Source organism: Stenotrophomonas sp. B2 (genome assembly GCF_014947095.1).
In the GTDB taxonomy this organism is placed as follows: Bacteria; Pseudomonadota; Gammaproteobacteria; order Xanthomonadales; family Xanthomonadaceae; genus Stenotrophomonas; species Stenotrophomonas maltophilia_P.
In genome coordinates this window covers 96,002-120,784 of record NZ_JADCQA010000003.1, presented here as the reverse complement: position 1 = coordinate 120,784, position 24,783 = coordinate 96,002, and the positions used below count along the sequence as shown (strand labels likewise).

Below are 24,783 nucleotides of genomic sequence, written 5' to 3'. Positions count from 1 at the left end.
GCGCGGCATGGGCCGGCGATTGGATACCGCTGCTCCCTCGTCCGTGCGCGGCACAGCACCTCCGGCGCATCGTCTGGGTGGACTGCATGACGGCATGGATGCGCGCATCGCGCGCCATGACTGGTCAGGGACGCCGCTTGGCCCGACTGGGCGGTGGCCGGCGCATCTGCGCGCCACCGTGGACATGATGCTGGCTCATGGGTTTCCGATGATCATCCTGTGGGGCCAGGAGCTCATCCAGCTCTACAACGACGGCTATGCCGAGATCCTTGCCGACAAGCATCCCGCTGGCCTGGGGCAGCCCACCCGCGACTGCTGGCCCGAGGTCTGGCACATCAACGGGCCGATCTACGACCGGGTCTGGCAGGGTGAGACCGTCACGTTCGAGGACAAGTTGTACCCGCTGGCCCGGCAGGGCCGGCTGGAGGACGTCTGGTTCACCATCACCTACAGCCCGCTCCGCGGCGAGGAAGGGCAGGTGGGCGGTGTGCTGGTCACCATGTTCGAGACCACGGCAGCGCACGTGGCACAGGCCGCGCGTGAGCGCGAGGAGCGGCGGCGGCAGGAGAGCGACCGGCGCCTGGCGCTGGTGTTCAAGGTATTGCCGGTCGGCCTGTGCATTGTCGATGCGCAGGGGCGTATGCAGCTGTCGAACGACCAGATGCGCGCCTATCTTCCCAGCAGCCAGGTGCCCTCGGCCGATCCGGTCAACCAGCACCGATGGCAGGGCTGGCATGCCGATGGCAGCCCGATCGCCCCCGAGGATTTCGCCATCGCACGGGCCCTGCGCGGAGAAACCGTGGTGCCCGGACTGGAGTTCCAGTTCACCCACGATGATGGGTGTGTCCGCTGGACGCGGGTCGCGGCGGCGCCGCTGCGCGATGTCGACGGCGAGGTGACGGGCGTGTTCGCCATCGCGGTGGACATCGATGATCTCAAGCGTGCTACCGAGCGGCAGGCGGTATTGCTGGCCGAGCTGCAGCACCGCGTGCGCAACATCATGGCCACGATCCACGCCATCGCCTGGCGCACACGCGAGTCGGTCGACAGCGTGGACGAGTACGCTGACCGCCTGTGCGCACGCCTCATGTCGCTTTCTCGCACGCAGACCCTGCTCACCCGCAGCGCCAATGCCGGGGTGAGCCTGCGTGGCATGCTGGACCAGGAGATCGCGGTGCAGGGACACGCGCCCGACGGATTCCTTCTGCAGGGCGAGGAGGACGTGCTGCTGCCGCCCAAGGCGGCCGAGGTGCTGTCGCTGGCGGTCCATGAACTGGCCAGCAACGCGCTCACGCACGGCGCATCGGTGCACAGCGATACGCGGATCGAGGTGTCCTGGTCGATGCAGGACATCGACGGTGAAGCCTGGCTGGACCTGCACTGGTGCGAGCGGCGCGCGGTGAACGACGACTGGGTCGTCCCTTCGCATCGCGGGCTGGGTCGGGCGCTGGTCGAACAGCGCATTCCCTACGAGCTTGGCGGTAGCGGCGAACTTGCGTTCTCACCCCAGGGCGTGGACGCGTGGATCCGCTTGCCGTTGCGCGAGCGCGACAGCCTGCTGCAGACCGATGCCACCTCCAGCCTGTCGCCGCCGCGCGGGTAGCGCCTGCGTTCCTTCAATGGCTGGGCGGGTCAGTGCGTGGCGGCTGCGCCGATCAGGGTGCAGGCGAGCGCCATCGCGACCGGTACCGCCAGATGACGCGTCGCCAGCGCGGTGCCCGTGGTCATCAGCGAAGCCAGGGCAATGCCGAGCGCGAGCACCGGCTGGCCCTGCAGGAACTGGTGGATGCAGCCGGCGCATCCAGCGACGGCCAGGCCAACGGCGAAGCAGACATGGAGCAGGGAGGCAGCATGCATGGGGGGGTCCTCGCGGTGATGCCGTGGGTAGCGGCCGGCGCCGGGGCAAGTTGAGCCGCGATCTTCCATTCCAACGAATGGATCACATTGTGTGCGCGCCACGGTTACGGCGGGCGACCTAGGGTGGTGCTGCAGAAACATTCGAAACCCGTACGAGGAGGCAGCGATGGCACGAACGATTCCCGAGGGGACGCTGGTGGTGGTGGCCGATGGTGGTTCGGCCCGGGTGTTCACCAATGTCGGCAGCGCGCAGCAGCTCACGCTGAAGCAGGAGGGCGAACTGCGGCTGCAGGACATCAGCGAGACGGGCGTCTCCGGGCAGGGCCCGGCCGGTGCCGTTCCCAAGGACATGTCCATCGCCCAGCTCAACGAAGCCACCTTCGCCAAGCAGGTGGCCGAACAGCTCAACGAGGATGCGCTCAACAACCGCTATGCCCACCTGCTGCTGGTGGCCGACCCCACCACGCTCGGACGGATCCGTCCGCTGCTGCACAAGGAGACGCAGGCACGGTTGCTGGGCGACATCGCCAAGGACCTGACCAACGCGCCGCTGGCAGACATCCAGCGCAGCCTGGCGGGGTAACCTCGGTGCCCTTCATGCGCACGCACCTGTCCAGCGAGCCGTCACGCGCCGAAGTGGAGGCGCGCGACGGCTGGCAGCTGCTGGAATTCGGTGCGCCCTGGTGCGGCCATTGCCAGGCGGCACAGCCGGCGCTGCAGGAGGTCGTGGAAGCACATGATCTGGCGCACTGGAAGATCGAGGATGGGAAAGGGCGGGCGCTCGGGCGCTCGTTCCAGGTGAAGCTGTGGCCCACGGTGATCCTGCTGCACGACGGCCGGGAAGTGGCACGCGTGGTGCGTCCGCGCGTGCGTGCCGATCTCGCCGCGCTGGAGGGCGCGCTGTCCGACTGAGGGCACGCTGCACCGGGGACTGCGGCCGCACTGCAGCATGCGATGCACGGGCACTGGTGCTAGCATCGGTACACCATCTGAATCGATCCAAATGCCGATGCCCACGCTGGACCGTCGTCTCCTGATCGCCTTCGCCGCCACCGCCATGCTCGCCTCCGGCGCGGCCTGGGCAGCGCCTTCGAAGTCCGCCGCCGACAAGGCGTATGCCTCGGTGGACCCCTTCATCGGTACCGGTGGTGAAGGGCATACCTACCCCGGCGCGACGATACCCTTCGGCATGGTCCAGCTCAGCCCGGACACGCGCATCCAGCCGCGTGAGAAGGCCTACGGCTGGGCCGCCGGATACCGTTATGACGACAGCAGCATCGTCGGCTTTTCGCACACCCACTTCTCCGGAACCGGGCATTCTGATCTCGGCGACATCCTGGTGATGCCGTTCACCGGAAACCCGGGATTGGAACGCGGCGACCCCGAACGGCCCCGCAGTGGCTATGCGTCGCGCTTCCGCCATGACGACGAAAAGGCCGAACCGGGCTACTACGCGGTGACCCTGGACGATTACAAAGTGCGCGCCGAACTGACCACCAGCGCCCGGGTCGGTGTGCATCGCTACGCCTTCCCCAAGGGCGTCGATGCCAAGGTACTGCTGGACATGCGGACCAGCATGTACGACTACCCGGGCAAGGTGCTGTGGTCGCGGGTGCGAGTGCGTACGGACGGCACCATCACCGGTTTCCGCGAGACCCGCGGCTGGGCGCCGGGGCGCCAGCTGTATTTCGCCATGCGCTTCTCGCAACCGTTGGCAGGCCATGCGCTGCACAACACCGAGCAGGACATCGTGTACAAGGGCTTCCCGCCGCCGGGTGAGAAAGATCCGGCACAGCGCGCACAGATCGAAGGCCGCCAGCTGGTCGGCACATTCGACTTCGGCAGGCTGGATGCTCCGCTGGTGGTGAAGGTGGCGATCTCGCCGGTGAGCGAGGCCGGTGCGATCGCCAACCTGGATGCTGAGGTCGCCGACTTCGACTTCGACCGCGTGCGTGCGCAGGCCCGGCAGGAATGGACGCAGGCACTGTCGGTGCTGGACATCGATGCGCCGGAGCATGCGCGGCGTAGCGCCTACACCGCCCTGTACCACACGATGCTGGGGCCGACGCTGTTCATGGATGTGGATGGCCAGTATCGCGGCCCCGACAACGCCGTGCATGTCGCCAAGGGGTATGCCCACTATTCCACGTTCTCGTTGTGGGACACCTACCGGGCGCTGCATCCGCTGCTGACTCTGGTGCAGCCGGAAAAACGCAACAGCGACTTCATCAACTCGATGCTGGCTCACCACGAACACAGCCCGTACGGCATGCTCCCGGTGTGGTCGTTCCACGGCCTGGAAGACTGGTGCATGATCGGTTACCACGCGGTGCCGGTCATCGCCGACGCCTATGTGAAGGGCATCCGCGGCTTCGACGCGGCAAAGGCGCTCGACGCGATGGTGGAGACCGCCAATTACGGTCCCTACGACGGCATCGCGCAGTACCGTGAGCTGGGGTATGTGCCCATCGATGAAGAGGGCGAAGCGGCCAGCAAGACCCTGGAATACGCGTTCGACGACTGGACCATCGCGCGCATGGCGCAGGCGATGGGCAGGAGCGAGATCGCGGCGACATTCGACAAGCGTGCGGCGAACTGGCGCAATGCCTTCGACAAGGACACCGGCTTCATGCGTGCGCGCAAGCGCGACGGCAGTTTCCGCACCCCGTTCGATCCCAGCGCCAGCGGCTACGGCACCGACTACACCGAGGGCAATGCCTGGCAGTACTCGTGGTACGTCCCGCAGGACGTGGCGGGCCTGGCCGCCGCGCATGGCGGCAGCGACCGGCTGCTGGCGAGGCTGGACGAGGTGTTCAACGCCACGGTCGATCCGGCGGTCTTCGAGCACATGGAAGACATCACCGGCCTGATCGGCTGGTATGCGCATGGCAACGAGCCCAGCCATCACGTTGCGTACCTCTACGCCTACGCTGGTCAGCCCTGGCGCACGCAGGCGCGCCTGAAGCAGATCATGGACACCCAGTACGCCGACCGTCCCGATGGCCTGGCCGGCAACGATGACGTGGGCCAGATGTCGGCGTGGTACGTGTTCACCGCGCTGGGCTTCTATCCGGTGGCGCCGGGCTCGGGGGAGTACATCCTGGGCCGCCCGTTCCTGCCAAGGACCGCCATGCGCCTGCCCAACGGCAGGACCTTCACCATCGTGGCCGAGGGGCTGGATGACAGGCACACCTATGTGGGCAGTGTGTCCCTGAACGGCAAACCGCTGCAGCGCACCTTCCTGCGCCACGACGAGATCATGGCCGGGGGCGAGCTGCGCTTCACCATGCAGGCCGAGCCGAACAGGGACTGGCCTGGGCAGGGCGCGCAGGCGCCGTACTCGATGTCAACGCCGTAACGGTAGCGCCGGGCCATGCCCGGCGGCTTTGCTGTCACACCATCCCGCCATTGGCTCGCAGCACCTGGCCATTGATCCAGCCGCCGTCGGTTCCAGCCAGGAAAGCCACCGCGCCGGCGATGTCGTCCGGCGTGCCCAGCCGCTCCAGCGGATTCATCTGCGCCAGGCGCTCGATCAGTTCCGGCGACTTGCCCTCCAGGAACAGGTCGGTCGCGGTCGGGCCGGGTGCCACGGCATTGACCGTGATGCCACGGCCACGCAGCTCCTTGCTGAGTATCGCCGTCAGGGTTTCCACGGCCGCCTTGCTTGCGGCGTAGACACCGTAGTTCTCCAGCTTGAGGCCGACCACGCTGGTGGACAGCGCGACGATGCGGCCGCCGTCGCGGACGCGTCGCGCGCTCTCGCGCAGCACGTTGAAGGCGCCCTTGAGATTGATGGCGGTGACCCGATCGAACAACGCGTCGTCGGTGGCTGACAGCGGCGCAAGCTGCAGCACTCCGGCGCTGTTGACCACCACATCGATGCCCTCGAATCGAGCCTCGACGGCATCGAACAAGCGGCTCACCGCCTGCGGATCGGCCACGTCGGCCTGCAGCGCAATGGCTTGGCCGCCGGCGGAGACCAGCTCGGCGGCCAGGGCATCAGCCTCTTCGCGGCGGCCGGCATAGTTGATCGCAACCGCATGGCCGTCGGCCGCCAGCCGACGCGAGATCGCGGCGCCGATGCCGCGGGAGCCGCCGGTGACCAGGGCGACGGTACGGGGAGAGGAGCTGGACATGAAGGCTTCCTTCGAAGACGCGCCCGCGTGGCGCCCCATCATCTTGCTGGTTCCTGGCGTCCGGATAATCATGGAGAATCCGACAACATCATCCGGATGTTCGAACAATGGATCGATTCACCGCCCTGCGCGCTTTTGTCCGTATCGTCGAACGTCGCAGCTTCACCCGCGCTGCAGAGGACCTGGGGCTGCCGAGGGCCACGGTGACCGACGCGATCAAGGCGCTGGAGCGGCGGCTGGGGGTGAGGCTGTTGCACAGGACCACGCGACGGGTGGTGCCGACCCTCGAGGGCGAAGCCTTCTATGGCCGCTGCCTGCGCCTGATCGCCGACATGGACGATGCCGAAGCCGCATTCCGTGATGTCCCGCCGCGCGGCACGCTGCGCATCGAAGTGCACGGAACGCTTGGTCGGCACCTGTTGTTTCCGCACCTGCCCGAGTTCCTGCAGCGCTATCCCGACATCGAGCTGGACGTGAGCGAGGGGGATCGCTACGTGGATCTGCTGCGCGAAGGCGTGGATGCCGCGCTTCGGGTCGGCACCCTGGCCGACAGCGATCTGGTCGCGCGGCGACTGGCACTGCTGCGCGAAGTCACCGTTGCCTCACCGTCCTACGTGGGTTCGCATGGGCTGCCGGACAGCATCGACGCGCTGCTGTCCGGTCATCGGATGGTCGGTTTCCGTTCCGGTGCCAGCGGACAGTTGATTCCTCTGGAGTTCCAGCAGGCCGGGCAGGTGCGCCATGTGGCTCTGCCGGCAACCGTGCGGGTATCCGGCGCAGATGCCTTCCTGGGGGCGGCACTGGCGGGGCTCGGCATCATCCAGGCGCCGCGCTACCGGCTGGATCCCTATATCGAACGTGGTCAGTTGCTGGAGTTGCTGGCGGAATCGCCGCCCACACCCAGCCCGTTGAGCCTGGTTCACCCGCGCAACCGCACGCCGTCGCCGCGGTTGCGGGTATTCATCGACTGGATTGCCGGCGTGTTTGCGCCGGACCGCTAGCGCCCGGCAGGGCCAGCTCGAACACGGTGCCCGATGCGTCGGAGACCACGCTCACCGATCCACCATGGGCCTGCACGATGGCGCGGGTGATCGCCAATCCCAGCCCGGCGCCCTCGTGCCGGCCGCGCTCGCCGCGGAAGAACCGGTCGAACAAGCGGGGCAGTGCCTGCATGGGAATCGACGGACCGAGGTTGTGGACAGCAATCCGGCTCATGGGCCCGGTGCCGTCCAGCCGCACCACGATCTCCGTACCCGGCGTGGCGTGCTGCAGGGCGTTGGAAAGCAGGTTGGCGACCGCCCGGTGCAGCATCAGGCGGTTGCCGTTGGCTTCTGCGCTGCCTTCCCGCCGCAGCGTGAGCTGGCGCTCCTCGGCCAGCAGATCGTAGAACTCCAGCAGCGCATCGACCATCGCATCCAGCGCCACCCCCTCGCGCGAGGGCAGGGCGCCGGGTGCTTCGGCCTGGGCCAGATAGAGCAGATCGCCCACGGTCTGTGCCAGCCGTTGCAGCTCTTCCGCGCAGGAGAGCAGCGTCTCGCGATAGGACTCGTTGCTGCGGGGGTGCGCGAGCACCACCTGCACCTGGGTCAGCATGTTGGTGATCGGCGTACGCAGTTCGTGGGCGAGGTCTCCGGAGAACCCGCTGAGGCGCTCGAAGTCCTGTTGCAGCCGCGCCAGCATCCCGTTCAGGCTCTGCGCCAGCTGTTCCAGTTCGACGGGCACGTGCTCGGCCGTGAGCCGGCGCTGCAGTCGTCCGGCGGTGATATGGCGGGCCTCGTCGGCCAGCGTGCGCAGTGGGCGCAGCGTCTGCCGCACGACGTAGCCCCCCAGCAGGCTGCTGGCCACCGCAGCAGCGACCAGAGCGACGGCCAGCAGGTGGCGGAAGCGCTGCAGGAAGTCGGCATGGCGCGCATCGTCGATCGCCAGCAGGGTGGCCAGGCTGCTGCCATCGGCCAGCGTCTGCCGCAGATTGAGGGCGTGCAGGCGGCTTCCGTCGGCCAGCGTCCAGTCATGGGGGCGCGGTTCAGTGTCGGCGGGTTGGGTCCGCGCATGCGCGCGCAAGGCCTCCGGCGCGGTGGAGAAGAGCACGCCGCCCTGCTCATCGACGATGTGGAAGGCGATATCGGGATGGTGGCGCAGCGCATCGCCCAGGCGCTGGGCGCGCTCATCGGACGTGCCGCTGCCGGCGAGGTCGGCGATCAACGCGGCCTTGTTCTCCAGTTCGGCGAAATCCTGTGCGACCAGATCATGGCGCGCGCTCAGATAGATCGCCACGCCCAGTGCAGCAAGCACCAGCGTACCGACCGTGGCGAACAGCACGGTGAGGCGGACGGCAATGGAGCGTCGCAGGCTCATTGCGGTTGCGCTGCTTCGACCTCGGGTGCCTCCAGCACGTAGCCCATCCCGCGCACAGTGACCACCAGCTTTTCGGCGAAGCCATCGTCGATCTTGGCGCGCAGGCGGCGTATCGCCACATCGATGACATTGGTGTCGCTGTCGAAATTCATGTCCCACACCTGCGAGGCGATCAACGAGCGTGGCAGGACCTCGCCGCGCCGTCGTGCCAGCAGCTCCAGCAGCGCGTATTCCTTCGGGCTCAGTGTGATGCGCTGGCCACCGCGCTCCACGCGCCGGCGAAGCGTATCCACCACCAGATCGGCGACGACGATGCGGTCAGGCTGAGACTGGCCCTGGCCGCGTCGCAGCAGGGTACGCACGCGTGCCAGCAGCTCGGCGAAGGCGAAAGGTTTGGCCAGGTAATCATCGGCACCCAGTTCCAGCCCCTGCACGCGGTCGGCAATGCTGCTGCGCGCCGACAGGAACAGCACCGGCACCTGCCACCCCGCATCGCGCAGGCGCGACAGGACGTTCCAGCCATCGAGACCGGGCAGCATCACATCGAGGATGACCAGCTGGTACTCGCCGCTTGCCGCCAGATGCAGGCCGTCCACGCCGTCGCAGGCGAGATCGACCACGTAGCCCGCTTCGATCAGGCCCTGTCGCAGGTAATTGCCGGTCTTGGGCTCGTCTTCGACGATCAGCAGCTTCATCGTGTGCATGCCGGCCCGCGCAGCGCCGCCCTCATGCCAGCGGGTCCAGCGTGCCGAGGACGGCCACGCAGGCCAGTACCAGCAGCCCGAGTGCGGCCTCGAAGGTGAGGCTGTGACGCAGCGAGCGCAGCGGGCGGAACTGCCAGCCGCCACGGATGGCGGTGGCGAGTGCCGGCACCAGCCGCCAGCGGTGCAGCGCGGCCAGGCCGAGCATGCCCGCGACCAGGGCCAGCTTGAACAGCAGCCAGCGCCCGTGCGCGGTGTTGAACAGGGTCTGCAGCGAGCCCTGCAGATCCACGTAGGTATAGGTGCCGGTCATCGCCAGCAGGGCCACGATTACCGTACCGGGCAGGGCGAAACCATGCGCCACCTGCCAGAGTTCATGGGTGCGTTCACGCAGGGAAGGGCCCTGGGTGCGCAGGGCCAGATGCAGCACCGCGGCGATCGCGCCGACCCATGCGCCTGCGGCGAGCAGGTGGACGGTCCCGGCCGCCAGGCGCAGCGCACCGCGGATGCCGTCGCCGGCGGCGGCGTGGCCGTTCCAGGCCAGGCTTGCCAGGGCGACCGCCGAGAGCGGCAGCAGGATGACACGGCGTGCCCCGGCCACTTTCGCGCTTGCGGCAAGCAGCGGCAGCATTGCCAGCAGCGCCAGCGCACGCACCAGTGCCGCTTCGCCGACCGGTGTGGCGGTGGTGAACCATGCGACGGTCGCTTGATCGACCGCGGCAAGCGGAAGCCCCAGCACGCCTGTCACCCGCACCGCCGCGTCCAGCAGCACGACTGCCAGCGCGATCACGGCCAGTGGCAGGAAGATGCGACGCGCAGGCGCAGGGCGGATGAACAGCATCCTGCCGAACAGCAGCATCAAGGCCAGGTACAACGCCAGCCGCAGGGCATAGGGAGACAGTTCGATCACCACCGCAGCTTACTTCACGCTGAAACGATAGTCGCCGGTGACGGGGTGGCTGTCCTGGCCGACGGCGCGCCACTGCAGGCGATAGTCTCCGGCAGGCAGCGGCTTGGCGAAACTCACGACCAGCCGGTGACCATCGTCCGACACCTGCTGGGAAAGGGCAGGCATCGCCATCAGGGTGCGGCCATGGGCCATGCTCAGTTCGATGCGGGTGGCGCGCGGCATCACCCGCTCGCTGAAGGTCAGCTCGATGCGGTTGGCAGGGGCGACGCTGGCATCGGCGGCGGGCGTTGCCTTCACCAGGCTGGGGTGTGCAAGGGCCAGCGGAGCGGCGGCGACGCCCGGCAGCAGCAGGAGCAGAGCGGCGGAGCGGCGGAGCGAAGACGACATGGTGGGTGCCTGCAGGAATGGGGCGCTCAGGCTGACGGCGGGCACCTTTCGTGGCCCTGACCCGGACATTACCGATCTGTCAGGTTGGCCGGTGCCGGGCCGACCCGCCCTTCCCATCATCGGCGCGCGCTTGGGCAGGCACGCAGGGCCCGGCGGTTGCACAGGTGGGCCATCGCCAGCAGCCCACCGCCGCAGGCGGTGGCCATGCCGTGCCAGAGCAGCGATTCCTTCAGCGGTGGATACAGCGATGCGGACAACAGCAGGCCAGCCCCAGCCAGGGCCAGTCGCATCGGCAGCCAGTGGCGGTGCCGGCGCAGGCCCGCAGCGGTGCTGGCCTGCGCCAGCAGCGAGGCGAGCAACGCGAACGCCCACTCCCAGCGTGACATCAGCAGCAGGGTGGTCATCAGGGCATGGCCGGGGTGCTGGAACGAGCGCAACGCCATCATGGCCGCCGGGACGAAGGCCAGCAGCAGCGGCAGCGCGATGCAGTGCGCTGCGCAGGCCAATGACAGCCCTGCGCCGGCCAGATCGAAACGGGGATGCCAGCGTGCCGATGCTGGCGGCTGTGGCAGACCCCTTGCAGGAACGGTGGGGATGTGGTCCATAATGTTACATAGTAACACTAACGGTACCCTCATGAAGCTTCCCGCCACGTTTCTGCTGCTGCTTTCTGCGGCGTCCGCCCACGCCCATGAGGTGCGCCAGCAGGGCGCGCATGTGCATGGCCAGGCCACGGTCGATGTGGCGCTCGAACGGGGAACACTGGACCTGGCAATGCAGGCCCCCGGTATCGGCCTGCTCGATTTCGAGCGACCGCCCGCCACCCCGCAGGAGCGCGCCGCGCTCGCACGTGCGAAGGCACTGCTGAAGGAAGGCGCATGGGTCACCCTGCCGACTGCGGCCCAGTGCCGCCTTGCCGCCAGCAGCGTGGCCGCCGACGGATTCGCTGCAGACCCGATGCGCGACGCCGGGCACCACGGCCATGCCGGCTTCAGTGCCGGACTGCGTTTCCAGTGCGCGCATCCGTCCGCGCTGCGGGTGCTGGTGGTCCGCCTGCCGGTGCTGTTCCCTGGCCTGCATGAGGTCATCGTCAACAGCACCACGCCCGCCGGACAGGGACGGCACGTGCTGACCGCCGAGACTCTGCGCGTGGTACTTGCGCAGTGAGTGCGGCGGTCATCGATGTGCAGGACCTGCGCTTCGCCTACGGCGATCGCCCGGTACTGGAGATTCCGGCATTGCGCGTCGATGCGGGCAGCAGCGTGCTGCTGCGCGGTGCCAGTGGCGGTGGCAAAAGCACCCTGCTGGGTGTGCTGGCCGGCGTGCTGCGCGCTCGCCAGGGCCGGGTCGACGTCGCCGGACACTCCCTGCATGCGATGAACGGTCCGGCCCGCGACCGCTTCCGTGCCGACCAGCTGGGCGTGATCTTCCAGCAGTTCAACCTGCTGCCGTTCCTCAGCGTGCGCGAGAACATCGCGCTGGGTCTGCGCTTCTCGCGGCTGCGCAGGCAGCGCGTCGGCGCAGCGCTGGACGAGGAGATCGCACGGCTGTTGCAGTCCCTGCAGATCGACCCGACGCTGATGGACCGTCCGGCGGGCAGGCTCAGCGTGGGCCAGCAGCAGCGCGTGGCAGCGGCACGCGCACTGATCGGGCGGCCGCAGGTGCTGCTTGCCGACGAGCCCACCTCGGCACTGGACCGGCACGCGGCGGACGCGTTCGTGCGCCTGATGACCCGGCAATGCCAGGCCTGCGGCACCACCGCGCTGGTGGTCAGCCACGATGAAAGCCTGCAGCCTCTGTTCGACCGGGTCATCGTCCTGGCCGAGATCAATCATGCCGGAGCTGCCCATGCTTGAACTTGCCTGGGCCAGCCTGCGCAGCCGCGCGCTCAGTGTTGCCCTCACGGTGCTGGTGATCGCCCTCAGCGTGGTTCTGCTGCTGGGCGTGGAGCGGGTCCGCACGCAGGCGCATGAAGGTTTTGCCAGCACAGTGTCCGGAACCGATCTGATCGTGGGTGCGCGCTCCGGACCGGTGAACCTGCTGCTCTATTCGGTGTTCCATATCGGCGATCCGACCAACAATGTCTCCTGGCAGTCCTACCAGGCACTGTCGGCGCTGCCGCAGGTGAAGTGGTCGGTGCCGCTCTCGCTGGGCGATTCCTGGCGGGGCTACCGCGTGGTCGGCACCACCGGCGGCTACTTCGAGCATTACCGCTACGGTGCCCGTCATGAACTGGCCTTCGCACAGGGCCGCCCCTTCGCGGATCTGTACGACGCGGTGATCGGCGCCGAAGTGGCGCAGGCGCAGAACATCACGCCGGGCGACCCGATCGTGCTGGCGCATGGCACCGGGGCGGTGCCCCTGGCCACGCATGCCGACAAGCCGTTCCGCGTGGTCGGGATCCTGCAGCGCACCGGAACACCGGTGGATGCGTCGGTGCTGGTATCGCTGCCGGCGATCGAAGCGATCCACATCGACTGGCGCTCCGGCGTGCAGCTGCCCGGCCAGCATGTCAGCGCGGAGCAGGCGCGGCGGCTTGATCTGACCCCGACCAGCATCACTGCCTTCATGCTCGGCCTGAATACCCGCATCGCGACGTTCTCCGTGCAGCGCACGATCAATGACTATCCGGAGGAGGCGATGCTGGCGCTCCTGCCGGGCGTCACCCTGCAGCAGTTGTGGCAATCGTTGGGCACGGCCGAGCGGGCACTGCGGTTGATCAGCGCGATGGTGGTGCTGCTGGGAATGGTCTCGCTGGTGGCGCTGCTGGTATCAACCCTGCAGGAGCGGCGCCGCGAGATGGCGGTGCTGCGCGCGGTCGGCGCGCGTCCGCGCTACATCGCCGGTCTACTGGTGGTGGAGGCAGTGGCGACCAGCGCGCTGGCGTGCGGGCTGGCACTGGCGGCGCTTGTGCTGGCCAGTGCCGTGGGACGCAGCTGGGCGCTGGCGCAGTATGGCCTGTCGATCACCCACGTCTGGCCGGATGCGCGCGAGCTGGGCTGGGTGGCGGGCCTGCTGCTGGTCAGCGCCGTGGCGGGCCTGCTGCCGGCCGCGCTGGCCTACCGGCGCACGCTCGCCGACGGTTTGGCGTCGCCGGGATGAGCATGCGCCGGCTGGGTGGCTTGCCAGTGTTGCTGATGCTGGTTGCCTGCGAGCGGCCGGTCGACACCGGCGTGCAGGCGCTGCCGCCACCGGTGGCGGATCAGGGCGCAGCGACCGTGGAAGAGCAGGAGCTGGACTGGCTGCAGATGATGCCCGCCGACGAGCTGGCGGCGCTGGAACGTGGCGAAGGCCCTGAGGTGGAACACAACGGCAGCCGACGCATGCCGCAGTTCGGCACGTTCCGCACCGTCGACGCCGTGCTGCAGCGGCCGGTGCGCCTGCCGGGCTACGTGGTGCCGCTGGCCAGCACTGCGGAAGGACGGCTCAGTGAATTCCTGTTCGTCCCGTATTACGGCGCCTGCATCCATGTGCCACCACCGCCGCCGAACCAGATCGTGCACGTGGTACTGGACCGGGCAATCGAGATGCCTGACATGTACGCTCCGTTCTTCCTGGCCGGAAACCTGCACGCCGAGCGCCTGGACGATGAGCTGGCAGGCTCTGCCTACAGCATGCGCGATGCACGGCTGAAACCCTATGCGCCGTGATTGCCTTGCATGGCTCGCCGGATGCGCGCTGCTGGCCGGATGCGCCCGCGTGCCCGACAGTGCCGGACAGCACCCTGCACCGTTGCCGGCGGCGGCGCCGTCTCCGTCGGCACGCCCGATCGACCGCTGGGACGCCCTGATGCCGGACGAGGACCGTTTCCAGCGACCGCCGCCGCAGATCGGCCTGTCACGCGACGGCATGGCCGGCGTCGGTGGCCTGATTGACGACAGCGGCGCCGGCACGCCGCCCGGTCAGGCGATCGACCACTCCCGTCCGGAGCGCGCCCGGCAGTTCGGCTCTTCGCGCGTGGTGGCATCGGTGGATGGACGTGCGGTGGACCTGGACGGTTACGTCGTGCCCCTGGGCACCACCGACGATGGACGCGTGGACGAGGTGCTGTTCGTCCCGTTCTATGGTGCCTGCATCCATGTACCCCCACCACCGCCGAACCAGATGATCCACGTGACGTTGGCCACGCCGATCACGCTGGGTGCGCTGTGGGACCCCTATCGACTCGCCGGGCGGGTGCAGGTCAAGCGCTTCGACGCCGACATCGCCAGTGCTTCCTACGATGTGGCGGCCGCCACACTGACGCCGATCCACAACTGATGCGCGGGCGTCCACTACTGGCGATGGCGCTGCTGGCGGTGACAGCCACGGCGGTCGGGTGGCTGTACCTGCGGACAGCGCAGCCGCAGCCGCCGCAGGCCACTTCCGTGGCGCCCACCGACGAGATGCGGCAGCGGATCGAGCGGCGGATGGGGGACGATGCGGCCTTCCGCAACGACGTGGCATTCCTGCTGGTGGCAACCCTGCGCGACCGCTGCCGGCCGGCAGAGGCAGGGCTGCTCGCGCGCATGGCCAACCGTGCCGCGCTGCCGGTACTGGGCGCGGTGAGTGCGGTGACTGCGGAGGATCCAGGCCTTGACCGTCCCATCTACCGTTACATCCAGCACCGCGCCGACAGTGCCCGCTGCACGGATCCGCTGCCCCTCGCAGCGGCCGGTGGCCGCGTGCTGCACGTCGATATGGAGCAGTATGCACGCACCTTCCCGGACAGCTACTTCGATCCCACGCGCAGCAGGGCGCCGCGGGATTTCGGTGGGCATACGCTGCGCGAGCGGGCCTCCAACGCATGCAACAGCGTGGTTTATTCGGTACTGCCGCTCGGCGACGCGGACTGGCGCTGTGCGTCGCTGCGGGCGAACGCGCGGGCCCGGGTGTGCAGCCTGTGCGAGGACGAACTGCGGCGCCAGCACGGTGACATCGCGGGCGAACTCGACATGGCCGTGGGGCAGGGCATGCAGGAGCAGGTGGTCGCGGCGGTGGCGGCGTTGCCGGTGGACTGCAGGTAGCACCAGCGGCGCCTGCCGGGGCTGAACAGCGCCTGGGTCGAAACCTGAACGTGTCGCTGCAGGGCTATAACTATACAGGACATCCGGTATAGTTATCCGAATCCATTTTTTCCCTAGGTTCGTTCCCATGGCCTTGCCCCAGTCCTTGGCCGATGCTCCGGCCCTGTCCCGTGCCCGGCGCTGGTCGCTGTTGTTCACGGTGGCCGCCGGCCTGCTGCTGGTGACGCTGGACAACTCGGTGCTGTACACGGCGCTGCCCACGCTGACGGCAGAACTTTCCGCCAGCGCGGGTCAGGCGCTGTGGATCATCAATGCCTATCCACTGGTGATGGCTGGCCTGCTGCTCGGTGCGGGCACGCTGGGCGACCGCATCGGTCACCGTCGCATGTTCCTGATCGGCCTGGTGGTCTTCGGCGTGGCTTCGCTGGCGGCAGCGTTCTCTGTCACCGCAGCGCAGTTGATCGCTGCCCGTGCGCTGCTCGCCATGGGCGCCGCGGCGATGATGCCGGCCACGCTCGCGCTGATCGGCCTCAGCTTCCATGAAGAGCGTGAGCGCAACATCGCCATCGCGATCTGGGGCTCGGTGGCGATCGTCGGCGCCGCACTCGGACCGATCATCGGTGGCTGGCTGCTGCAGCATTTCTGGTGGGGATCGGTGTTCCTGGTCAACGTGCCGGTGGTGATCGTGGCCTTCGTCGCGACGCTGCTGCTGGCGCCGGAGGGGCAGCGCGACACGTCCCGGCCGTGGGATCTGCTGTCCTCGCTGCTGGCGCTGGCGGCGCTGTCGGGGCTGGTGCTGGCGATCAAATCGCTGATCGCCACGCCGCCTTCCTATGGCCTCGGCGCGGCGGCATCGGTGCTGGCGCTGGCGGCGGGCGCCGCGTTTGCCCGCCGCCAGCAGCGCCTGCCGCATCCACTGCTGGACTTCGCGATCTTCCGCAATCCGGCATTCCTGGCCGGTACGCTGTCTGCGGTGTTCACCCTGTTTGCGATGGCGGGCCTGCAACTGCTGACCACCCAGCGTTTCCAGCTGGTCGCCGGATTCACGCCATTGCAGGCGGGCCTGCTGGTATCGGTGGCGGCGCTGGGCAGCCTGCCCAGCGCGCTGCTCGGCGGCAGCATCCTGCACCGCGTCGGCCTGCGTCCGCTGATCTGCGGCGGACTGGCCGCGGGGGCACTGGGAGTGGGCGTGGTCGCGTTCGGTTTTCCGCACGGACTGGGCTGGGTCGTCGCCGGCATGGCGATCACCGGGTTCGGCATGGGCTCGGCAATCTCGGTCGCATCCACTGCCATCCTCAACAATGTGCCTGCGCACCGTGCGGGCATGGCGTCCTCCGTGGAGGAGGTCTCCTACGAATTCGGCGGCCTGCTGGCGGTGGCGATGCTGGGCAGCCTGGGCGCAGCGATGTACGGCGCCTTCCTGCCGGTATCGGCGGATGTTCCGGCACTGGCGCGGGAAGGATTCGCCCAGGCGCAGCAGGTCGCCCGCGAAGCCGGCCCGGGCGAGTGGTTCGCTGGCGCCACCGCCGCCTATGACCGCAGCTACCAGATCGTGCTGCTGGTCATCACCGCGGTGCTGGCCGTGGGTGCAGCGCTGATCGCGCGCCTGCTGCGCGGGCGGGCGGGGAGCCGCGAGGGAGCGGCCGATCGCGTAAAGTAGTGCGATGAGAACCAGCAAGCGCCAGCGCATCCTCGATGCCGCCGTCAACGTGATCAATCGAGACGGCGTGCGCGCGGTGACCTTCGAGTCGGTGGCGGCAGAAGCCGGCCTCACGCGCGGCGGCCTGCTGTATCACTTCCCGTCGCGCGAGGCACTGCTGCGCGGCATCGACGAGCACCTGGTGCACAACTGGGAGGCATCGATGGAAGCGCTGCTCGGAAAGCGTGCCAGCGAGGCCACGGCGCTCGAGCGCTATCAGACCTTCGTCCGCGTGTCGGCGCAGAGCGCGACGCGCGCCGAGCTGATGTTCATGCTCGAATCGGTGGACCCGGAGGCCGGTGAGCGGCCATGGAGCCCGGCCGTGCAGCGCTGGGCGCCATCGCCGCCGCCGGCCGGCGTGGTTGATCCTGCGGCGCTGGACAATTTCGTGGCACGGTTGGCGGCCGATGGGCTGTGGATCTACGAGGCCATGTACGAAGGACAGCTGGACGACGCGGTGCGCGCCCAGGTGGCCGAGCGCATCGCGGGCCTGTTGTCACCCGGCCGATGATGGGGGTTGCCCACTGACGATGGCGGGTCCCGCCATGGCCGCGTTCATGCCGTTGGCATGTCTTCCGGCCGCAACCGCTCTGGATGGGTGTACACATTGAATCCACTGCCGCGGGCGAAGCCGACCAGGCACAGCCCTGCGCTGCGCGCCAGATCGATCGCCAACGCCGTTGGCGCGGACACGGCGGCCAGTACGCTGGCACCGGCGCGCACTGCTTTGCTGACCATCTCGTAGCTGGCCCGGCTGGAAATCAGCAGCAGTCCACCGTCGATGGCGTGCTCGTTGTGATGCAGGGCGCCGATCAGCTTGTCCAGTGCATTGTGGCGGCCCACGTCCTCGCGCACCCAGCCGATGCGCCCGTTGGCGTCGGCCCAGGCGGCCGCGTGGGTGGAGCCGCTGGCCGCATTCATCGGCTGGTGCTGCGACAGCGTGGCCAGTGCCCGCTGCAGGGCCGCCGGCGCGTAGGTCCGTCGTTCGCGTACCGGGGGCAGGGGCCGCAGCACATCCTCGAGCTGCCGTGTTCCGCACAGGCCGCAGCCGCCACGGCCGGGCAGCAGGCGGCCATCGGCCGGATCCAGACCGGCGCCCGGTGCCTCGGCGGCAACCGTCATCCGCAGTTCGATGCCTTCCAGCTGCGGCGCCACATCGATCGAGAGCAGCTGCGTCGGCGTGGTGATCAAGCCCTCGCTGAGCGAGAAACCGAGCGCAAAGTCCTCCAGGTCACAGGGCGTGGCCATCATCACCGCGAACACGGTGCCGTTGTAGTGCAGCGCTACCGGCACCTCTTCGGCGACCACGTCGGCCTGCGCCTGCACCTGCAGCCCGCCCTCACGCCAGCGCTGCAACGTGCGCTGCGCGGTGCCGGCAGGCGGAGAGGGCGGCGGGGGCGAGTCAGCCATGCAGAGTGTCCGGACAGAGTGAGCGTGTCATGGGCCGTTCGCCCACCCCCCGGAGGATAGCGCAGTGCGTCCGTGGCGATGCAGCAGCCACCGGCGCGCCGAAGAGGGCGCGCTGGGAGATGCGGGGCGGCTCTGGCGAAGTGGTCCCGGGCGTGCTTGACTCTGTCTGTCGTGCCCTTCGCAGTCTCGTCTCCTGGCGCCAGGTCTTCGAACATGTCCGAGCAGAAACCACCCCGTTACAAGCCCTACAACCAGCCCGCAGGCGGCTGGGGTGCGGCCGGCGCCACCGCCCGGGTTCTGCTGCAGCAGAGCGTGATCGGCAACGGCTCCAGGGCACTGCTGGCGATGAACCAGCCCGCTGGCTTCAAATGTCCCAGCTGCGCCTTCCCCGACGCCGACGAGCGCAGGAAACTGGAGTTCTGCGAGAACGGGGCCAAGGCACTGGCCTGGGAGGCGACCCGGTTCCGGGCGGATCGCGAGCTGTTCGCGCGTTATACCGTCAGCGAGCTGATGGAGCGGACCGACTACTGGCTGGAAATGCAGGGCCGGCTGACCGAGCCGATGCGTTACGACGCAGCCACCGACCACTATGTGCCATGCAGCTGGGACGAGGCGTTCGCACTCATCGGCCGTCACCTGCGGTCACTGGACAGCCCGCATCAGGCCGAGTTCTACACGTCGGGCCGCACGCCGAACGAGGCGGCGTTCCTGTATTCGATCTTCGTACGCGAGTTCGGCACCAACAACTTCCCCGATTGTTCGAACATGTGCCACGAGCCGACCAGCCGTGGCCTGCCACCTTCCATCGGTGTGGGCAAGGGCACCATCGTCCTGGAGGATTTCGAGCACGCCGAGGCGATCTTCGTGATCGGCCAGAACACCGGCACCAATTCGCCGCGGATGATGGGCAACCTGGTCGAGGCGCGCAGGCGCGGCGTGCCGATCGTGGCGGTCAACCCGATGCCCGAGCGCGCCCTGATCCGGTTTGCCGAGCCGCAGGATGTGGTGCAGATGGCGACCTTCGGCTCCACCGAGATCAGCAGCGAATTCGTGCATATCCGCATCGGCGGTGACCTGGCGCTGATCAAAGGCATGATGAAGGTGATGTTCGAGCGCGAGGCACAGGGCCAGCGCGTGCTCGACCATCGGTTCCTGGATGAACATACGGTCGGCCTGGAGGCCTTGCGCGCGGACGTGATGGCGCAGGACTGGGACGACATCGTCAGGGTCTCCGGCATCTCGGAGGCGCAGATCCGGCGCTGCGCCGAGATCTACATCCGCTCCAATGCCACGGTGATCTGCTATGGCATGGGCCTGACCCAGCACCAGTATGGCTCGCGGCTGCTGCAGCAGGTCGCCAATCTGCTGATGCTGCGCGGCAACTTCGGCAAGCCGGGGGCGGGGATCGGCCCGATCCGGGGTCATTCCAACGTGCAGGGCGATCGTACCGTCGGCATCGACGAGAAGCCGGCGGCAGCGTATCTGGATCGCCTGCAGGAGGTGTTCGGTTTCAATCCGCCACGGGAGCACGGGCATCATGTGGTCGAGTCGATCGAGGCCATGCTCGATGGCAGCGCCAGGGTGTTCGTCGGGCTGGGCGGCAATTTCATCCATGCGGTGCCGGACACGCCCCGGGCCTACGAAGCCATGCGCAGCCTGCAGCTGACGGTGGGTATCGCCACCAAGCTCAACCGCGGGCACCTGGTGCATGGGCGCGATGCGCTGATCCTGCCGGTGGTGGCGCGCTCGGAACGTATCGTCACGCCCGCAGGCGAGCAGTTCGTGACGATCGAGGATGCGATGTCGAACGTGACCGCATCGCGCGGTGTTCTTGAGCCGGCCAGCGACCAGCTGCTGCCGGAGGTCGAGATCGTCTGTCGCATGGCGATGGCGACGCTGCCGGACAGCAGGGTCGACTGGGCAGGTTGCAGGCATGACTATGCGCGGATCCGTGACCTGATCGCTGCCGTGTACCCGCAGATCTATGCAGGCTTCAATGAGCGCATCCGGCAGCCGCACGGCTTCCATCTGGACATTGCACCGCGCCGCCGGGTGTGGCCCACCGCCAACGGCAAGGCCAACATCCTTGTGATGCCGGGCCTGGATGTGGACGACCCGGTGGATGATCCTGACATGCTGCGACTGGCCACGGTGCGTTCGCATGACCAGTTCAACACCACCATCTACAGCTACAACGACCGCTATCGCGGCGTGTACAACGATCGCAGGGTGGTGTTCATGAACATCGAAGACCGGCTGGCACGCGGTCTGGAGAAGGAGGCGCGGGTCAGCCTGGAGACGCTCAGCGCAGATGGCGTGCGGCGTCGCATCGACGGGCTGACCGTGCTCGACTACCCCATGCCACGGGGCGCGCTGGCGGGCTACTACCCTGAGTTGAATGCGCTGCTGCCGCTGGACTACTACGATCGCCTCAGCGGCACGCCTGCGGCGAAGTCGATTCCGGTACGCATGCGGGCAGACACAGGCAGCGCGGACACCGCATAGGGTCGGGCGGCGGCCCAGCCTGCCACGCCCATCGGCTATGATGCCTGCGATGAATGCTGCTGCTCTCCTGCTGCGCTGGCTGTTGCTCGTTGCCCTGGTGCTGACCGCACCGGGACTGGCGCGGGCTGCATCGGGCGACGGTGGACAGGGCGACACGGAGTACTGCGCCGCGTCGCATGAGACGGCCGTGGATCGGGCCGGATGCTGCGGCGATCGATCATCGGGCGACTGCGCAGCCAGTGAGTGTCCGTGCCCTCCCGCGTGTACCGGCGTGCCTGCGACCTCTTCCGCCGTGGTGATCACACCCTGGCGTGAGGCGCCACGCGCTGCCCTTGCACGACGGCCTGTGCCGCCGCCCCTGACCGACGCGTTGCGACCTCCCATCGTGTGATGGCCTGCAGGCGCCAGCCGCCTGTTGTCCTGCCTGTCCCATTCCCGATTTTCCCGCGCCTTCGATGCGTGGGTCGCGGGCGTTCCGCCCGCATGCACAAAGGAACCAACACGATGAACCGTTCTCTCTCTCTCGGCCTGCTGCTGGCCAGCATTCTGTCCGGCGCCGGCTGCGCCCGTGCAGCCGAAGAGGTGGCCGCGGCGCCGGGCCATGCCCACGCAGCGGCCGATGCCGCCTCCGTCCCCGATGCGCAGCTGCCGACCGCCATCGTCCACAAGACCGCCAGCTGCGGTTGCTGTGGCGTCTGGGTCGAACACCTGCAGGCCGCGGGCTTCGCGGTGGACGTACGGGATACCGATGACATGAACCCGATCAAGCAGCGCCTGGGTGTGCCGGTCGGCAAGGGGTCCTGCCATACCGCCGAGATCGACGGCTATGTGGTGGAGGGGCACGTTCCGGCCGAGGACATCAAGCGGCTGCTGAAGGAGCGTCCTGCGGCGCGTGGACTGGTGCTGCCGGGCATGCCGGCCGGTTCGCCCGGCATGGAGATGCCCGACGGTTATGTGCAGCCGTACACGGTGGAACTGGTGCGCGGTGACGGCAGCACCGAGCCGTTCGCCCACCACGGCCAGGGCGGCTGAGGGTCGCTGCTGCTGTGGCGGCTCACAGGCCGCCACGGCTTCAGTGCGCGTTGTCGCGTTCCCTGGCCAGCTGTGCCTCGAAACTGCGCTCGGCTGAATCCGCGTAGGCGCTGCAGCGCATCGCTGCAGCACTGGCCTTGGCGCCTGCGGCATAGTCCCAGCCGCTGGCGCCAGGATGCGGGGTCAACAGCACGTCGCAGGGCAGGCGGCGCACGGTCGCGAAGCTGCGGCGATAGTCCTCGATCAGGTGCGGATAGCGGGGATTGCCCTGCAACCGGTAGCCCGGCGCACTGAGGCTGTCCGCATAGGCGATGCGTACCGGCCTGCCATCGCGGGTGTCGTTCCAGGTCCAGGCGGTGCTGCCCGGTGTGTGACCCGGCATGAAATGCGCGGTGAAGTGCATTCCGCCCAGCGACACGACCTCGCCGTCCATCAGGATGCGGTCGGCATTGGCCGGAGGGAAGGTGATGTCATCGCCGAAGTGCAGATCGTTGCTGCCCCCGCGCGCCAGCAGGACGGCCGTTTCGGCGTTGCTGGCGATCTGCGCGCCGGTGCGGCGCTTGAGTTCGGCCACCGCACCGGCGTGGTCGGCATGGGCATGGCTGAGCAGGATCCAGCGCAGCTGCTGCGGTGCGACGCCGCGCTGCTGCAGGTTGGCCAGCAGGTGATCGGCCATCTGCGGCATGCCGCCATCGATCAGCACCGCGCCGTCGTCGGTCTGTACCAGCAGTGCGGTCAGGTTTTCGGTGCCGATCTGCCAGGTATGGTCGGCGATCTGCAGCGGCCTCATCGGCTGCAGCCATGAAGCATCCACCGTGTAGGCCCGCAGCTGGGGCAGGGGCGGCTCTGCTGCATGTAGCGGCGGGACCGCCACGGCAAGGACGAGGGCAGGCAGGAAAGAGCGCATCGTGAAGGTTCGCTGGGAGGAGGCGCAGAAACTAGCATGGGCCTCGTCGGCCGCGTTCCGCATAGATTTCATGGCTCCCATAAGGCTAGTCCAGCCCGGCCCGCAGCCGGTCGTACAGGCGGACCAGGTCAACCAGCGTACGCGCGCCCATCTTGCGCATCACCTGGGCGCGGCGCACCTTCACCGTGATCTCGCTGACGCCCAGGTCCGCAGCGATCTGCTTGTTGAGCCGGCCCCGGACCACGCCATCCACCACGTCGCGCTCGCCGGCCGACAGCGACTCCCAGCGCTGCTGGAGGGCGCCCAGTTCGTCGCCTTCGCGGCGGCGCTGGCGATCGATGCCGATGCCCTTGTGGATCGCATCCAGCAGTTCCTGGTCGCGGAAGGGCTTGGTCAGGAACTCGATCGCACCGTCCTTGATCGCGTTGACACCCATCGCGATGTCACCGTGGCCGGTGATGAACACCACCGGCAGGTGCAGGCCACGCTGGCGCATGCCGCGGTGGAATTCCAGGCCGCTCTGGCCCGGCATGCGCACATCCAGCACCAGGCAAGCGGGCGCATCCAGCAGCGGTTGTTCGAGGAACGCCTGGGTGGACGCGAAGCCCCGTACCTGCAGGCCCATCGAGGCCAGCAGATCCTCCAGCGCCGCGCGCACCGAGGGATCATCGTCGATCACGTACACGATGGGCGCCGGCTCGACGGCCGGTGCAGCGGGTCTACGCATGGCGGTCCCCGATGGCAACAGGCAGGTCGAACACGAAGCAGGCGCCACCGCCGGCAACGCGTTCCGCGCGGATGTGGCCGTCATTGGCCTCGATCATGGAGCGGCTCAAGCTCAGGCCCAGGCCGAGTCCGCTCGACTTCGTGGTCCAGAACGCCTCGAACACGCGCTCCGGCTGTTCCGCCGGCAGGCCGATGCCACGGTCGCGCACGCTCAGGGTGATCCGTTGCCCGTCGCGCCGGCTCAGCAGTGACAGCCGGCGTTCGGCCACCGCTACGCCTTCCATCGCATCGACGGCATTGAGAATCAGGTTGCCGATCACCTGCTGCACCTGCACGCGGTCGGCCTGCACCGGCGGCAGGTCCGGCTCCAGCAGCAGGGCCACGGTCACCCCATGCTGGTCGAGTTCGCTGCGCGACAGCGCAAGCATTTCCTCCACGGCCTGATTCAGGTCGAAGGTGTCGCGCTGGGGTGCCGCACCCCGGGTCAGTCCGCGGATGCGGGCGATCACATCGCCGGCACGATGCGCGTCGGCGAGGATGCGTGACAGCGCCTGCCGTGCCTTGTCAACATTCGGCGGTTCCTGCGCCAGCCAGCGCTGGCAGGCGTCGGCGCTGCTGGCAATGGCCGCCAGCGGCTGGTTCACCTCATGCGCGATGGACGTGGTCAGCTCGCCGACGGTGGACGCGCGGGCGACCCGCAGCAGGCGTGCCTGCGCCTCCTCCACGGCGGCCTTGGCGGCTTCCATTTTCAGCGTCAGCCAGGTGGTGATGGCGATCACCAGCATGCCGATCACCGAATTGACCAGACCGATGCGGTAGGTGCCGAAACGCGTCAGCACGAAGCTCAGGCCGGTCAGGGCGACACAGGCCACGGCCAGGGCCAGCAATCCGCGCGGCGAAAGCACCCGCGAGGCTGCCAGGATCACCGCCGCATAGAAGCAGGCGGCTGCCACCGCGTAGTCGGTCAACGTGTCGAGCAGGAAGATCGCCACTACGGAGGCGATCAGGGCCAGCAGCACCAGTGGACGGCGGGACGACAGCGAAGGCATCGGGACAGCTCCCTGGCGGGATGGAAAGGATAGCAAAGCCGGCTCTGCCTCCCGTGGCTCTGCGTGTGCACCTGGACGGCAGCGGCTGCCGCGCTGCACGTGC

General features: G+C 68.3%; 26 protein-coding genes. 15 read left to right on the top strand and 11 right to left on the bottom strand.

Annotation, left to right across the window (positions count from 1 at the left end; all coding sequences use genetic code 11):
• Positions 1-7: 7 nt before the first annotated feature.
• On the top strand, positions 8-1,603 hold the full coding sequence (locus IMX13_RS04330; RefSeq protein WP_065182337.1) for a PAS domain-containing protein: 1,596 nt from the start codon (positions 8-10) through the stop codon (positions 1,601-1,603).
• 29 nt (positions 1,604-1,632) lie between these two features.
• On the opposite strand, the gene IMX13_RS04325 is transcribed toward IMX13_RS04330, so the two are convergent.
• Positions 1,633-1,857 (bottom strand): hypothetical protein, encoded by a 225-nt coding sequence (locus tag IMX13_RS04325; protein WP_053516280.1) that lies wholly within the window; start codon positions 1,855-1,857, stop codon positions 1,633-1,635.
• Between the two features lie 166 nt (positions 1,858-2,023).
• Between IMX13_RS04325 and IMX13_RS04320 the strand changes: the two genes are divergently transcribed.
• From IMX13_RS04320 to IMX13_RS04310, 3 genes are all read left to right on the top strand, one after another.
• Positions 2,024-2,440, top strand: coding sequence for a host attachment family protein (locus tag IMX13_RS04320; protein ID WP_053516277.1), 417 nt, complete (start codon positions 2,024-2,026; stop codon positions 2,438-2,440).
• A gap of 5 nt (positions 2,441-2,445) precedes the next feature.
• Complete coding sequence (locus tag IMX13_RS04315) at positions 2,446-2,769, top strand: thioredoxin family protein (RefSeq protein ID WP_193395848.1); 324 nt, start codon at positions 2,446-2,448, stop codon at positions 2,767-2,769.
• 91 nt (positions 2,770-2,860) lie between these two features.
• Positions 2,861-5,215: a GH92 family glycosyl hydrolase gene (locus IMX13_RS04310; RefSeq protein WP_065182336.1), complete on the top strand. Its 2,355-nt coding sequence runs from the start codon at positions 2,861-2,863 to the stop codon at positions 5,213-5,215.
• A gap of 34 nt (positions 5,216-5,249) precedes the next feature.
• On the opposite strand, the gene IMX13_RS04305 is transcribed toward IMX13_RS04310, so the two are convergent.
• Positions 5,250-5,993 (bottom strand): SDR family oxidoreductase, encoded by a 744-nt coding sequence (locus tag IMX13_RS04305; RefSeq protein WP_065182361.1) that lies wholly within the window; start codon positions 5,991-5,993, stop codon positions 5,250-5,252.
• Between the two features lie 107 nt (positions 5,994-6,100).
• Between IMX13_RS04305 and IMX13_RS04300 the strand changes: the two genes are divergently transcribed.
• Entirely contained in the window at positions 6,101-6,994 is an 894-nt protein-coding gene (locus tag IMX13_RS04300) for a LysR family transcriptional regulator (RefSeq protein ID WP_193395847.1), read from the top strand.
• Here IMX13_RS04300 and IMX13_RS04295 read toward each other — a convergent pair.
• From IMX13_RS04295 to IMX13_RS04275, 5 genes are all read right to left on the bottom strand, one after another.
• Positions 6,954-8,348, bottom strand: a complete 1,395-nt coding sequence (locus IMX13_RS04295) for a heavy metal sensor histidine kinase (protein WP_193395846.1) — start codon at positions 8,346-8,348, stop codon at positions 6,954-6,956. The two genes, IMX13_RS04300 and IMX13_RS04295, sit on opposite strands and share 41 nt — an antisense overlap.
• Positions 8,345-9,043 carry a heavy metal response regulator transcription factor gene (locus tag IMX13_RS04290; protein WP_053516367.1) on the bottom strand — a complete coding sequence of 233 codons (699 nt, stop codon included), beginning with the start codon at positions 9,041-9,043 and terminating at the stop codon, positions 8,345-8,347. The genes IMX13_RS04295 and IMX13_RS04290 overlap by 4 nt, the downstream gene beginning before the upstream one ends.
• 31 nt (positions 9,044-9,074) lie before the next feature.
• Positions 9,075-9,959 carry a copper homeostasis membrane protein CopD gene (copD, locus tag IMX13_RS04285; protein WP_111187011.1) on the bottom strand — a complete coding sequence of 295 codons (885 nt, stop codon included), beginning with the start codon at positions 9,957-9,959 and terminating at the stop codon, positions 9,075-9,077.
• A gap of 9 nt (positions 9,960-9,968) precedes the next feature.
• Entirely contained in the window at positions 9,969-10,346 is a 378-nt protein-coding gene (gene copC / locus IMX13_RS04280; RefSeq protein WP_053516266.1) for a copper homeostasis periplasmic binding protein CopC, read from the bottom strand.
• Between the two features lie 116 nt (positions 10,347-10,462).
• Positions 10,463-10,951, bottom strand: coding sequence for a MerC domain-containing protein (locus IMX13_RS04275; protein WP_193395845.1), 489 nt, complete (start codon positions 10,949-10,951; stop codon positions 10,463-10,465).
• Positions 10,952-10,982: 31 nt separating this feature from the next.
• On the opposite strand from IMX13_RS04275, the gene IMX13_RS04270 reads away from it, so the two are divergent.
• The 8 genes from IMX13_RS04270 to IMX13_RS04235 all read left to right on the top strand — a co-directional run bounded on the left by IMX13_RS04270 (position 10,983) and on the right by IMX13_RS04235 (position 17,562).
• Complete coding sequence (locus IMX13_RS04270; RefSeq protein ID WP_193395844.1) at positions 10,983-11,513, top strand: DUF2796 domain-containing protein; 531 nt, start codon at positions 10,983-10,985, stop codon at positions 11,511-11,513.
• Entirely contained in the window at positions 11,510-12,202 is a 693-nt protein-coding gene (locus IMX13_RS04265) for an ATP-binding cassette domain-containing protein (RefSeq protein ID WP_193395843.1), read from the top strand. Before IMX13_RS04270 ends, IMX13_RS04265 begins: the two co-directional genes overlap by 4 nt.
• The gene (locus tag IMX13_RS04260) at positions 12,195-13,448 is read left to right on the top strand and encodes an ABC transporter permease (RefSeq protein ID WP_193395842.1); all 1,254 of its coding nucleotides are present in this window, start codon (positions 12,195-12,197) and stop codon (positions 13,446-13,448) included. Before IMX13_RS04265 ends, IMX13_RS04260 begins: the two co-directional genes overlap by 8 nt.
• Positions 13,449-13,450: 2 nt before the next feature.
• Entirely contained in the window at positions 13,451-13,996 is a 546-nt protein-coding gene (locus tag IMX13_RS04255) for a DUF3299 domain-containing protein (protein ID WP_164152801.1), read from the top strand.
• Positions 13,986-14,606 (top strand): DUF3299 domain-containing protein, encoded by a 621-nt coding sequence (locus IMX13_RS04250; protein WP_193395841.1) that lies wholly within the window; start codon positions 13,986-13,988, stop codon positions 14,604-14,606. The genes IMX13_RS04255 and IMX13_RS04250 overlap by 11 nt, the downstream gene beginning before the upstream one ends.
• Positions 14,606-15,352, top strand: coding sequence for a hypothetical protein (locus tag IMX13_RS04245; RefSeq protein ID WP_193395840.1), 747 nt, complete (start codon positions 14,606-14,608; stop codon positions 15,350-15,352). Before IMX13_RS04250 ends, IMX13_RS04245 begins: the two co-directional genes overlap by 1 nt.
• 127 nt (positions 15,353-15,479) lie before the next feature.
• The gene (locus tag IMX13_RS04240; protein WP_193395839.1) at positions 15,480-17,012 is read left to right on the top strand and encodes an MFS transporter; all 1,533 of its coding nucleotides are present in this window, start codon (positions 15,480-15,482) and stop codon (positions 17,010-17,012) included.
• Between the two features lie 4 nt (positions 17,013-17,016).
• On the top strand, positions 17,017-17,562 hold the full coding sequence (locus IMX13_RS04235) for a TetR/AcrR family transcriptional regulator (RefSeq protein ID WP_065182328.1): 546 nt from the start codon (positions 17,017-17,019) through the stop codon (positions 17,560-17,562).
• A gap of 44 nt (positions 17,563-17,606) precedes the next feature.
• Here the strand turns inward: IMX13_RS04235 and fdhD are convergent, their stop codons facing one another.
• Positions 17,607-18,461 carry a formate dehydrogenase accessory sulfurtransferase FdhD gene (gene fdhD / locus IMX13_RS04230; RefSeq protein WP_065182327.1) on the bottom strand — a complete coding sequence of 285 codons (855 nt, stop codon included), beginning with the start codon at positions 18,459-18,461 and terminating at the stop codon, positions 17,607-17,609.
• A gap of 213 nt (positions 18,462-18,674) precedes the next feature.
• On the opposite strand from fdhD, the gene IMX13_RS04225 reads away from it, so the two are divergent.
• Entirely contained in the window at positions 18,675-20,966 is a 2,292-nt protein-coding gene (locus IMX13_RS04225) for an FdhF/YdeP family oxidoreductase (protein ID WP_193395838.1), read from the top strand.
• 504 nt (positions 20,967-21,470) lie between these two features.
• Positions 21,471-21,998: a DUF411 domain-containing protein gene (locus tag IMX13_RS04220; protein ID WP_193395837.1), complete on the top strand. Its 528-nt coding sequence runs from the start codon at positions 21,471-21,473 to the stop codon at positions 21,996-21,998.
• Positions 21,999-22,038: 40 nt separating this feature from the next.
• Here IMX13_RS04220 and blaL1 read toward each other — a convergent pair whose 3' ends face one another.
• From blaL1 to IMX13_RS04205, 3 genes are all read right to left on the bottom strand, one after another.
• Complete coding sequence (gene blaL1 / locus IMX13_RS04215) at positions 22,039-22,905, bottom strand: L1 family subclass B3 metallo-beta-lactamase (protein ID WP_065182325.1); 867 nt, start codon at positions 22,903-22,905, stop codon at positions 22,039-22,041.
• Between the two features lie 85 nt (positions 22,906-22,990).
• On the bottom strand, positions 22,991-23,632 hold the full coding sequence (locus IMX13_RS04210; protein WP_065182324.1) for a response regulator transcription factor: 642 nt from the start codon (positions 23,630-23,632) through the stop codon (positions 22,991-22,993).
• Complete coding sequence (locus tag IMX13_RS04205) at positions 23,625-24,680, bottom strand: ATP-binding protein (protein WP_193395836.1); 1,056 nt, start codon at positions 24,678-24,680, stop codon at positions 23,625-23,627. The genes IMX13_RS04210 and IMX13_RS04205 overlap by 8 nt, the downstream gene beginning before the upstream one ends.
• Positions 24,681-24,783 lie beyond the last annotated feature (103 nt).